Origin of the sequence: Paenibacillus sp. PL91 (assembly GCF_012935325.2) — a bacterium.
Lineage (GTDB): Bacteria > Bacillota > Bacilli > Paenibacillales > Paenibacillaceae > Pristimantibacillus.
This window is the reverse complement of the sequence record NZ_JABBYG020000001.1, coordinates 691,250-703,020: the sequence shown is the minus strand read 5'-3', so window position 1 is coordinate 703,020 and position 11,771 is coordinate 691,250. Positions and strand designations below refer to the sequence as shown.

Genomic DNA, 11,771 nt, shown 5'->3' with positions numbered 1-11,771 from the left:
AATTTACTACACCCTTCCCAAAATCATTAACCCATAGTTTATCAGAATACCTTTTATGTGAAAAGGTAAATCCATCGACAATCGATTTATTTTGATTTATAATAATTATATCATTTAATTTCTATAGGAAAAGAGGGAATGTTCATGGCTGAAATTAGAATTCGCAATACAGAGGAACGGATTCAAGGTGAAGATGCTGTCCGTGCATTTCTAGAGAAGCAAGAGGTGCTTTACGAGCATTGGAATCCAGCAAAGCTGGAAGAAGGATTACAACAAAAATTTGTGCTCTCTGATGAAGAGAAGCAGCAAATATTAGCAACTTATGACGAAGAAATTCAAGATTTGGCTGCACGTCGCGGCTATAAAACATGGGATATAATCGCGTTGTCCGATGCTACTCCTAACTTAGATGAACTTCTGAAAAAATTCGAAAACGTGCATACGCACACAGAAGATGAGGTTCGTGCTATTACGGCAGGACGCGGCATCTTCATCATCAAAGGTACCGACGATGTTGGTTATTTTGACGTTGAGCTCGAAGCTGGCGACGTTATTTCCGTTCCGGAATATAAGCCGCATTTCTTTACGCTGATGGAAAACCGTCAAATCGTAGCTGTTCGTCTTTTCATTGAAACGGAAGGCTGGATCGCTCACCCTTTTGCTGACGAGAAGTTTGCATCGAGCAAAGCCTAATGCCATTCTCAACATAATGCAAGCCCCTCGTTAGCAGCTTAAGCTGTCTGCGAGGGGCTTTTTATTGCTAATATTTAAGAGCCGAGCAGTGGCAGCAGGTCTTCTAAATGCTTGATTTCATGCGTAGGCACGATCTCGTCATTACGGAAAGCGCCATGGCGATTGATCCAAACCGACGTCATTCCAATCGTGTTTGCGCCAAGAATATCCGTTGTGAGCTTATCGCCCACCATGATGGCATGATCGGTTTCGATACCAAGACGCTCAAGCGCATGCTCAAAGATCGATGCGGCTGGCTTCCCTAGCCCGAATTCACCCGAGATAATAATATGATCGAAATATGGAATCAGTTCCGGCACGCCTGCCAGCTTCTCCCGCTGCAAGTCAGGTGATCCGTTCGTCAAAAGAAGCAGCTTGTATTTGCCTTTAAGCGCATCTAGAACAGAGAACGTCTCTTCGTATACGATTGGACGCGCGCGTCTTTCTGCTGGGAACTGCTCTGCTAGCTTCGCGCCTAGCTCCTCATCATCAACGCCAACCGCTTTCAAGCCTTGTGTCCAAGCTGCTTTGCGATAGCCGGGTGCAAGGCTCTCAAGCTTGCGGAATTCCTCTTGCTCGCCTTCACGGAAAGGCGCCCAGAGTCCTTCAAACGGGTTGATTCCGATTAGCTTCGTAAATGGGAATGTTTCATAAGATTCATAAAGCGCTCTTGCTTCGCGGCGAACCGATTCCTCAAGCTCATTAGGATCTACCCCTGTCGCAGCGGCTGCCGCTTGGCATGTCGCTTCAAAGGCTTCCTTTACACTGCGGTCATCCCACAGCAACGTATCGTCCAAATCAAAAATTACTGCTTGTTTAGCCATCGTTGTTCGAACTCTCCTGCCTATTTATTTTTGCGAGAAAGAAATGCCATTCGCTTGCGCGAAGACCTTAAGCTTCTCGCCGATTTCTTCAGTCGGGAAACGGTTAGTCAATTTTGAGAAAACCCAGTTTCCGCCTTTGTGCTGCTCTACGATCACATAACCCTTTTGAACGCTAATGCCTTTGATGTTGGACACAGGGATACGCTTGTCGCCTGTCAAACGACGTGACTGCACAAAATCTTTACCAATTGTTATGTAGGGCCTGCGGAAAAAGAATAGTGCTGCCAGTAAAATATAACAGCCTACCGTGATCCAAAACATCGTATCCATTTTAAATTGTGATGAGCTTTGCATGAGAATGACGTACATCGCAATAAATAAAATCAATAAGATTGGGGCGATGAAATTACGCCCGACGATCTTCTCTGATTTCTCTGCATTAAATACGATCTGACCATTTCCTTGCTTCTTGCGTTGTTTGTTCACAACATTCATGTTTTTGCGCACTTTGCGCTCCCAAGATCGTGACAAGCTGACACTCCTCCTAATGGTTTACCCTATTCAAACGGTCTGCGGAACTTATCGATAAAACGATTGGGATAATCATCCGGCAGGGCGCTAATTTGCTCCAAACGGTTCCAAACGTCGCTTGGCATCTCCCAGCCTATCGCTCCGATATTATCCTCAAATTGCTCTAATTTGCTGGCACCGAATATCGGTGAAGTAATGCCTTCCCGCTGAATGAGCCAGCGAAGCGCTACCTGTGCTGGCGTTTTATCAAGCTCTTTCGCCGCTTCAAGCAATGCACCAAGAATGACAAAATTTTTGTCAAGAGCACGGTTAACCCATGCGCTTTCTCCTACTTTAGAGGTTAAACGCCCTTCAGTTGGCTCTTCCCTGCTGTAACGCCCAGTCAGGAACCCGCCTCCAATTGGAGCCCAAGGAATAATGCCTACCTTCTCCTCTATGCATAGCGACAGCATCTCTCGATCCATTTGTCTGCTTACTAAGCTATATTGGGGCTGAATAGATACAAAGCGGACATAACGGCAAGCATCGCTATATGCTAGTGATTTCATTAGCTGCCATGCAAAAAAATTAGAGCAGCCTATGTAACGAACCTTGCCGGAAGTGACAAGGTCATCAAGCGTGCGAAGCGTCTCCTCGATTGGAGTAGCATGATCCCACACATGAACCTGATACAAGTCAATATAATCGGTTTGAAGACGCTTAAGGCTAGCTTCAACGCCATCCATAATATGCTTGCGCGATAAGCCTACTCCGTTGATATTGCCTGAAGTAGTCATACGCACCTTTGTAGCAAGGACGATGTCGGAACGCTTGCTTTTAATTGCTTTTCCTACGATCTCCTCGGAGCGGCCGCTCACATAAACGTCGGCCGTATCGAGAAAGTTGCCTCCACGATCAACAAAGCGATCAATCATATCGATTGAATCCTCTTCACTTGTCGTATTTCCAAATGTCATCGTGCCCAAACATAGCTCGGATACGGCTAGTCCACTTTTGCCAAGCAGATTATATTTCATCTAAACACCCTCCCATGGATATTTAATGAGTACAACTGACATTCATTAATGCTTGATATTGTCCTTATCATCAACAATTTCAATCTGATCCAGCTGCTGACGGAAATTATTTTTGAAGTTAGTCAAATATTGCTTGCGCAGCTCATCTCTTTCAGTTGTCTCTTCATCGGTTAAGCCTACCGATTTATTTTTACGAGCTAGCTCGTTAATACGTTCAATTATTTTTGAGAATTCCATTACTTGCTCTACTCCTCTCATGATGAAAAAACCTCTACACTATACTTTGACATTTTCAACGAGCAGTTGTCAAGGAATCGTAGAGGCTTCATGGGTTAATCGATGGAATCATAGCAATTGATATTATTGTAAAACGACCTGATCGCCAATCTTTAATCCTTCAAGCACTTCCGTCAGCTCTGGTGTTTCGAGGCCGATTTTTATTTCTTTCCGCTCATACTGGCCATTGCCTGCATCCAACATGACAAAATGCTTATCTTTCTCACGAATGATTGCAATAGAAGGCACTGCAGTTGTATTTTCCTTGCGCTCAGTCTCGATAGCGCCATTCAAGCTCAGACCTGCTATCAAATACTCGCTAGGCTCGAGAACGATTATGACCTCAAACTGAGCAGCTTGATTTAAGTTATTTTGATCCGTTCCTGTTTTTGCAAATTTAGAAACCTTAAGCACTTTTCCTTTCAGCTTCAGCTCCTTCATCGCATTCATCTTGACCTGAACCGACATGCCAGGCTTGATGCGAAAAACATCCTGTTCCCCAACTAGCGCAATGAATTGCAATTTGTTCAGATCAACGACCTTGCCCACATATTCATTGTCTGCTAATGCCTGCGGCCGTTTGTTGGCATTATCAAATAAAAAGATTCCTGGAGCTGGCGAGCGTAAGCTGGACTCTTTCAGCTTGTTTTTCTTCACAAGCAGCTCCTTCGCTTGAATACTCGACGTCACATCATTCAATTCCTTCGTCAAACGGGCTATTTCCTTATTAACTAAAACCTTTTTGCGCCCCTCTTCAGTAGATTCCAACGGGCTCGATTCGTCATCCACCTGACTTAAATAGTCATTCAGGTCAGCTTCGAGTTTAGCTTTATGCAGTGCAGCCTCCGCCTGCAAAATCTCGTTTTGCACCGCGGTCTGATCAAGCTTAAACAGCACATCGCCCTTCTTCACCTGCTGGCCGTCTTCAATTGCCCATTGGGTGACCTTTGAGCCGAAGGGGGCATATACAAGCGTCTCCTGCTCATACAAAGACTTTCCTTTCACCTCAACTGTATTGGTAATCGTCTCTTTCGTCACTTGAAACGTAATAGGCTGCGAGTCTGTCATTAGCTCAACGGGCCTTGATGGATTTCCCATTCGATATAGTACAAAGCTGATTCCGATAATAATAAGTCCAATTATTCCCCACTTTATTTTCTTCTTCATCTTTAAGCTCCTTCTTCAACTCTAAATTAATCGCGTCTAATCGCTGTCAAAGCATCTGTACGGGATGCGCTGATAGCTGGGTAAATTCCTGAAAATACGCCTGTGGCAAGCGCGAATGCCATCCCGATTGGAATCGTTAAAAACGGAATAAATATAATGACTGAATCCTGCTCGCCGGATAAGTTCGTGATCAGCCCATTAATGCCCCATACGATCCAATATGAAAATAATACGCCAAGCAATCCACCAAGCAGCCCCAGCAATGCTGCTTCTACTATAAACATATTTCGAATTTGGCTAAGGTTAGCGCCAAGAACTTTCATAATGCCTATTTGCCTGCGCCTTTGATAGGTTGACATCGTCATCGCAACGACTATTGATATAGAAGCGATTATGAGAATAAAGACTCCGATGCCAAGAGCAGCTGCTTTTATAATTTTAAATTCATTCGCAAGCCGTTCCTTTTGAAATAAATTGGTTTGCGTTGAAACGACAAGCTTTTGAAGCTGTCGCTCTACTTGCTCAATTTTGGATTGACTATCGACCTTCACGATAATCGAATTATAGGATTCCTGCTGATCCCCAGGCAGCTTAAGCTCTTTCTTAAGCAGCTCTGCCGTCTCAATGGATATGTAGCCCTTTTTGTCATACATGATCTGATCATCCTTGACACCGCTTGGTTTTTTCAGAACGCCGACAACGCGCAGCGGCCTACTTAGAACCTGACCATCAGATGAGTAATACCGAAATTGAATTTGCTTCTGATATAAAGCAGTTGGAATGCTGTTTAAGCTTTGATATTGCTCAAATACCGCATCATCATATGGATTCGTGTTTAGCTGCTCTTGTATATTTTGTTTGGTTATATCATCGATCAGACCCATTGTAGCGCCATAGTTAAGCACAATCGTGTCCTCAAGATCAGATGGCCCGCCTTGCATGAATTCATTTCCGAAAGCGGTAAGCATCTCCAAATCCGTACCGATCAATTGGGTTTGATTTTGTGAAGTAAGCCCATCTAACGTCGTCAGCTCCATATATTCGAGCTGCTGAAAAGGAGCTGCAGCCGTTACATGCTGGATTTTTTTCATAATATCAAGCTTTTGCTGCGTTAATTTCCCTTGCTGAAGCGATTCGCTTTCACTTTCTGTTGAAGGGGTATTGCTGCCAGCTCCAGCACCTGTATTTGCTGTTACAGTAATCTCATCCATCTTAAGATAACTGTTCATCTGCTGCTCGACATAAATTTGCGCAGATTCGCCAATACTCATTGCTACAATAATGGCTGCGCAGCCAATCGATATACCTGCTGCACAAAGAGCGGTTACAACCTTCCTGCGTTTGACTTGATCCCAAGACAACCGCGTAATATCACTTATTCTCAATTTGTGTTCCCCCCGCAAGCATTCGTTCTTGAGCGGCTTCCTGCTCCGTTACGAGATACCCATCCCGCAGCGTAATAATTTTTTCCGTTTGCGCTGCAACCTCTCGTTCATGCGTAACGATAATGAAAGTTGTGTCCATCGTTTTGTTCAAATGCTTCAATATCATAATAATTTCTTCCTCTGTTTTTGTATCCAAATTACCTGTAGGCTCGTCCGCAAAAATGACCGATGGCTCCGTGATCAATGAACGTGCTATACTCACACGCTGCTGCTGACCTCCTGAGAGCTGTGATGGAAATAATTCCGCTTTATCTGGAATTCCCACCTGTTCAAGCAAAGCAAGCGCCTTTTTCTTCCTTATGGAAGGATGAATCGATTGAAACACGAGCGGCAGCTCAACGTTTTCTCTGACAGTCAAATTGGCAATCAGCTCATACGCTTGAAAAATAAATCCGATATGCTTTCGTCTAAACTCAGCCAGCCGATTTTCGTTCATCGTAACGATGTTGTGGTCTGCAATGAAGATTTGCCCCTCTGTTGGCTTCATTAAGCCTGCCATTAAGTTCAGCAATGTAGACTTGCCAGAGCCGGAGCTTCCTAACAGCGCAATCATTTCTCCCTTATGTACATCAAAGCTAATATGCTGCAGTACAGCAGTCGCTTCATTCCCATTCATGAAGGAATGGGATAACTCTTCAACACGTAACAATTCAGCCTCTCCTTTCAATCCCCACCAATAGACGTTTTTGGACAGGGCAAACCCTGCAGTTCACACAAAAAAACTTTCTAAAAAAAGTAGATACCATTGATCTACTTGATTCAGAAAGCTATATAAGACGAAACAATTCTATTAATTGTAAATGATTCTCAAATTAAATGCTAGGAATAATTAGCTTCTGTCCTGGCATAATTTCCGAGGATTGTAAATTATTGCGATCTTTAATCAAATAGATGACATATCGAACATCTTGTTTGCCATCGGTAAATTGCTTCGCAATTTCCCACAGTGTGTCACCCGTATGCACGATAATCAATTGTTCATCAGCTGTCGCTTCTGTTGGATGACTGCCGGAAGCATATGTTCCTATTAGCAGAAAGCTAGTAAATAAAAGAGCGAACACAGCTGTGCAAACTACAATCTTCGCTGCATGCCGTTTCATTAATCGTTTGCTCAATTGGCTAAGCACCGCCGCTTTACCTGTTTCTTGTTTGTGTATCGTTCTATAAAAGCTTGGACTAGTTATCATTATTCAGCACCCCAAACGTTTGTTCTGTTTTTAGAATACACGAACAAACGTTTGGCGTCAATGAAAAAATGCGAACTTCTGTACTTGAGAACTTATGTTTGTACGAACTCCGGTTCTATGTTATAATTTTTTTCAAACCTACTAATGGAGTGATCACAGTGTCGAAGATTTCTAACCGACAACATTCTATTCTTGAATTTATTAAGAATGAAGTCCGGGAGAAAGGCTATCCACCCTCCGTTCGAGAAATCGGCGAAGCTGTTGGATTGTTATCCAGTTCAACCGTTCACGGTCATTTGGACCGCTTGGAGAAGAAAGGCCTTATTCGCCGAGATCCCACTAAACCACGTGCTATTGAAATTTTAGATCAAGAAGGTGTGGACGGCATTATCCCCCTTTCCGTAGCCAAAGTACCTATCGTTGGTAAAGTAACTGCGGGTGTGCCAATTACCGCAACAGAGAACATCGAAGAATATTTCCCGCTTCCTGCCCATTTCGTCGGTGACAGCAGCGTATTCATCTTAAACGTCATGGGCGAAAGTATGATCGAGGCCGGCATACACGACGGTGACTACGTTATTGTACGTCAGCAGCAAACAGCTAATAACGGTGAAATTGTAGTCGCAATGACTGAAGATGACGAAGCAACGGTCAAAACGTTCTACAAGGAGAAAAATCACATTCGCCTGCAGCCGGAAAATTCCACGATGCAGCCGATTTTACTCCAAAATGTAACGATTCTAGGCAAAGTCATCGGACTTTTCCGGGATATCCATTAATGCAAGCAAGCATACATAAAGAAGAGGCTGATCCGATATGCGCAAGCATGGTCGAGTCAGCCTCTTTTTTGCCAATTATTCTTATTGTGCAGTCTGTCCACAGCATTCCATTCGTTTTTTCACAAAAAATGTTAATTTATTCATACTCTCCTGCCCGCCCTATGACAAACACCCAATCAATGAGTGATTAGCCCGCATAACCTATATTGTATTCAACACGTAAGGAGGTGCATTGAAAAATGTCCGGTTACGTTGGTGGAGCTTTTACAAACTTAGGCACAATTTTGGTCCTTTTCATTTTATTGGTGATTATCGCATGCAGCTGCGGCTTCGGCGGCTACTAATTCAAACATTGTAACTTTCCTCATCGCAAAAGACCCATGCTATGGGTCTTTTTGTGTGAACTCATGTTTTCATGGCGTATTATGCCAGTATTTATATAGCTCTTTTTCGAAGCTGGCTTACCGTTGTTTTTGCAAAAGAATGATGGAAAAGCTTCTGGCGATTAAGGAGCGGATAATTATACAGCGGGCCTTCATAAACGACATGAAATTGCGGGTGATTTAGAAAATGATCAGGTGTAACCAATGTCGATGGACGGTCCCACAACGGAATTCCGCTTTTCCGCATCGTTTCTGCAACGAACTGAGAACAAAAATAGGAATGGGCGGGCCGTAGATCCAACTCCAATAACACGCCAAACAATCCAATCAAATTGTAGCTATAAAGTTGCTCGTTCTTTTCAAATTCGCGAATGAAGCGAATCAGATTAGCCCGTTGTTCTGCAGTTACAGCAATCCGAAGAAGAACACAACGTGTATCGGGAAATTGGCGGAACGTCCCATCATACACATCTTCCTTAACAAAACCAGCAATTAACGGGTTGTTTGCTCGTTTGCGGCCGAAGCTGAATACTTCTTCCATATTCTCATCCAACACGATAGAAGCATGATTATATGGCGCACCTGTAAATCCTTTAATCAGCCGTGTAAACAACGTTCCTGTATCGGTAAGCAAAACGTAAATATTCTCTGTTAAACAATAATCCATTCTTGTTTGTATCATGCTGCTCACCTCTCCAATATAAAGCTTGTCATCTATAAATGATTCGTATAATGGGTACAGTTATAACTTCTGATATGAATATATCAATACCGGTGCCAAGCGAATAGTACTAACTCTATCTAGTACTCCCTAGAAACGAAAAAAGCCTTATTTACCGAAACATGATCGGCAAATAAAGCTTGATAAGAATGTAATTGATTTCCTCTGAATTCTTAAACGACAATCATCATGACAAATGCTACAGGGATAGCAACTTAAGTTCCAATTCAGTACCTGTTTGGTTTTTTTCATTTGGCAGACCAACGAAGGACGGGAGCACTTTGTTGCACATCTAGGGTTAATAATCGTTTGTTTTTTATTTGCTGTGTTACTGCCTCAAATGGTAATTGTATCAGTTAGAAATTCTATTCTTGAAAAATACTCACGATGCTGAATTCTTCCCGTAAGTTCACTTCCATCACGATGGATGCTGCCGCAAACTCCTAAAAGAGATTGCGGCAGCCGCTTTTATCCTCCTATTTCCCCCTCAATCTGCGAAGCCATTTTCGGCTCTTCACCGTTACGAATAAGAAGCTGTACACCAATCATAATAACAATAACGACAATCATCGTGACAAAAGCTAGTGTAAAGCTATTTCTGCTATCATAAATTAATCCAATAATTAACGGACCCATGGAGCCAAAAACGTATCCGCCGCATTGCGACATCGCCGACCATGCCCCAGCTTCAATGGCATTTTTTGTTTCTACGATCGGCAGCATCAATGCGAGCGGAAACAAGCCTCCTGCACCTATTCCAAGAAATACGACTGCAACCATAATGGGCATATGAAATAAAAGCATCAGTATTCCTGCAAGCTCAAACAAGCTGCAAAGGACTAAAAATAATTTTCGATTACCGTATCGTGATACGATGGCTGGCAGCGTCATGGAAACGGGAATTTGCATAAAGGTAAATACCGTCAGTATCATCGCGGAGCTTGATTTGCTATAGCCAAGGCTTTGCGCGATCGGTGCAATCCATGCCGTAACCGAATAGAACATAAACGCCATTAATCCGAAAAATAGTGTCAACAGCAGTGCACGCTTGTTCTTTAGCGGCAGACGGGAATGCTCCTGCGTCTCCTTTCCGACCCTGCGTTGCAGGAGTCCCACCCAGAAGAGTATGGCCAATATTCCTAAAATGGACCAGCAGGCAAGCGTAAACGTCAGACTGTGATTGCTCTTCGTATAAATCGGAATGGAGAGCGCTGAAGCGATACCTGCACCAACTGTCATTGATACGGAATAAACGCTCACGACACCCGGCTTGCTCGGAAAATATTTTTTTATATAGCCCGACAGCATAGGACCTGCCAAGCCGATTCCAATTCCGGCAATAAAGGCGGTCACGATCAGTATGGCTACCGAGCTAAAAAGACCACGCAGAGCGGTTGCGGCCGTAATAAGGATTAGTGCTGCGAAAATCGCGCGTTCCAGGCCTAACCAATCACGAATGCGTGTCGCGAGCGGAGCAAAAATACCCATACATAAAACGGGAAGGGTCGTTAACAAGCTAACTGTAAGCCCACTTATTCCTAAGGTTGATTGAATGGTATCCAATAACGGAGCAACAGAGGTTATGGCAGGCCTCAAATTTAAGGAAGCTAAAAAAAGGGCTAAAAGCAAATAAAACGTTCGCATCTTTCTCTCTCCTGTCTACATGTAACACTACGTGTAATCTGAGTATAGAGAGGTATGTCATATTGATCAATACTATTATAACTATTATTATAATAGTATATAACTATCATGCGGAGGAGAGCGAATGGATACGCGACATATTCAATATTTTATTGCCGTTTGCGAGCATCTTCACTTTACAAAAGCGGCCGAATATCTGGGCATTAGTCAGCCTACGCTCAGCCAGCAAATTCGAGTCCTTGAAGGAGAACTTGGTATGCCGCTCTTCGATCGAATCGGCAAAAAAATAGTATTAACGGAAGCTGGCGAGCTGCTGCGCCTTCATGGCGGCAGAATGATTCAAGCGGAGCAGGATGCTAAAAATGCGATCATCGAGCTGTTTGCAGGCGAGCGTGGAAGTATCCGCTTAGGTGTTCTACCTTCGGATTTGGATTTTCAGCTCGTACCGTTGTTTATTTATTTTCACGAAAAATATCCCGCCATCCAGCTCCAAGCTTTTTCTACGATCCGTGTTCAGGAAGAGGTTATTAGCAATAAAGTGGATATTGGTATTGGCCTGAAAAGCACACCCGACCCTAGGCTCGTACAATTGCCGCTCGGATCGGAGCCCTACCAGTTGTTAGTTAGCCGAACGAGCCCTCTTGCTAACAAGCTGGAAATTGAGCTTCAGGAGTTAGAACATATTCCACTTGTCATGTACCCGCTTGGTTATCTAGGCCGAGATCTTGTGGAGGCTGCATGCAGAGAGCTTGGTTTCTCCCTGACTACAGTCATGGAGACAAGCTCTGCTACATCGCTGCTGCAGCTCGTTCGTGCTGGAATTGGAGCAACCGTTCAACCCGAGCATTTGCTTAGAGGAGTACCACAGCAGCCCGACCTCGTGCCAATTCCCATTACCCGTCACACTCCTTTTCGTCATATGGAGCTTGTATACCGTTCTGATCGGTTTATTAGCCAAGCACAAAAGCAGCTCGGTGCGTGGCTTGCAGCTTTTTTTCAAAATAAAGATGACCAGAAATTGAAGGACATCTCCCAGCTTGCGATGATACATCCTAAACAAGAGTAA

The 11,771-nt window shown here is 43.7% G+C and carries 13 protein-coding genes; 3 read left to right on the top strand and 10 right to left on the bottom strand.

Annotation, left to right across the window (positions count from 1 at the left end; all coding sequences use genetic code 11):
• Positions 1-144 precede the first annotated feature (144 nt).
• Entirely contained in the window at positions 145-693 is a 549-nt protein-coding gene (locus HI950_RS03375; RefSeq protein ID WP_169081595.1) for a 1,2-dihydroxy-3-keto-5-methylthiopentene dioxygenase, read from the top strand.
• 74 nt (positions 694-767) lie between these two features.
• On the opposite strand, the gene HI950_RS03370 is transcribed toward HI950_RS03375, so the two are convergent.
• The 8 genes from HI950_RS03370 to yneA form a co-directional block, all read right to left on the bottom strand.
• Positions 768-1,556, bottom strand: a complete 789-nt coding sequence (locus HI950_RS03370) for an HAD family hydrolase (RefSeq protein WP_169081596.1) — start codon at positions 1,554-1,556, stop codon at positions 768-770.
• Positions 1,557-1,580: 24 nt separating this feature from the next.
• On the bottom strand, positions 1,581-2,087 hold the full coding sequence (locus HI950_RS03365) for a hypothetical protein (protein WP_169081597.1): 507 nt from the start codon (positions 2,085-2,087) through the stop codon (positions 1,581-1,583).
• Positions 2,088-2,113: 26 nt separating this feature from the next.
• Positions 2,114-3,103 carry an aldo/keto reductase gene (locus tag HI950_RS03360; RefSeq protein ID WP_169081598.1) on the bottom strand — a complete coding sequence of 330 codons (990 nt, stop codon included), beginning with the start codon at positions 3,101-3,103 and terminating at the stop codon, positions 2,114-2,116.
• 45 nt (positions 3,104-3,148) lie between these two features.
• Complete coding sequence (locus HI950_RS03355; RefSeq protein ID WP_169082207.1) at positions 3,149-3,340, bottom strand: DUF896 domain-containing protein; 192 nt, start codon at positions 3,338-3,340, stop codon at positions 3,149-3,151.
• Between the two features lie 123 nt (positions 3,341-3,463).
• Entirely contained in the window at positions 3,464-4,546 is a 1,083-nt protein-coding gene (locus HI950_RS03350; RefSeq protein WP_169081599.1) for an efflux RND transporter periplasmic adaptor subunit, read from the bottom strand.
• Between the two features lie 26 nt (positions 4,547-4,572).
• Complete coding sequence (locus HI950_RS03345; protein ID WP_169081600.1) at positions 4,573-5,931, bottom strand: ABC transporter permease; 1,359 nt, start codon at positions 5,929-5,931, stop codon at positions 4,573-4,575.
• Positions 5,918-6,640, bottom strand: a complete 723-nt coding sequence (locus HI950_RS03340; RefSeq protein WP_169081601.1) for an ABC transporter ATP-binding protein — start codon at positions 6,638-6,640, stop codon at positions 5,918-5,920. Before HI950_RS03340 ends, HI950_RS03345 begins: the two co-directional genes overlap by 14 nt.
• Before the next feature lie 163 nt (positions 6,641-6,803).
• On the bottom strand, positions 6,804-7,178 hold the full coding sequence (yneA, locus tag HI950_RS03335; protein WP_169081602.1) for a cell division suppressor protein YneA: 375 nt from the start codon (positions 7,176-7,178) through the stop codon (positions 6,804-6,806).
• 158 nt (positions 7,179-7,336) lie between these two features.
• Here yneA and lexA point away from each other — a divergent pair, with 158 nt between their 5' ends.
• Entirely contained in the window at positions 7,337-7,957 is a 621-nt protein-coding gene (lexA, locus tag HI950_RS03330) for a transcriptional repressor LexA (RefSeq protein WP_169081603.1), read from the top strand.
• 435 nt (positions 7,958-8,392) lie between these two features.
• On the opposite strand, the gene HI950_RS03325 is transcribed toward lexA, so the two are convergent.
• Both HI950_RS03325 and HI950_RS03320 read right to left on the bottom strand, forming a co-directional pair.
• Positions 8,393-9,022 (bottom strand): C40 family peptidase, encoded by a 630-nt coding sequence (locus HI950_RS03325; RefSeq protein ID WP_223285083.1) that lies wholly within the window; start codon positions 9,020-9,022, stop codon positions 8,393-8,395.
• Between the two features lie 507 nt (positions 9,023-9,529).
• Entirely contained in the window at positions 9,530-10,705 is a 1,176-nt protein-coding gene (locus HI950_RS03320) for an MFS transporter (RefSeq protein ID WP_169081605.1), read from the bottom strand.
• Positions 10,706-10,829: 124 nt separating this feature from the next.
• On the opposite strand from HI950_RS03320, the gene HI950_RS03315 reads away from it, so the two are divergent.
• Positions 10,830-11,771, top strand: a complete 942-nt coding sequence (locus HI950_RS03315) for a LysR family transcriptional regulator (RefSeq protein WP_169081606.1) — start codon at positions 10,830-10,832, stop codon at positions 11,769-11,771.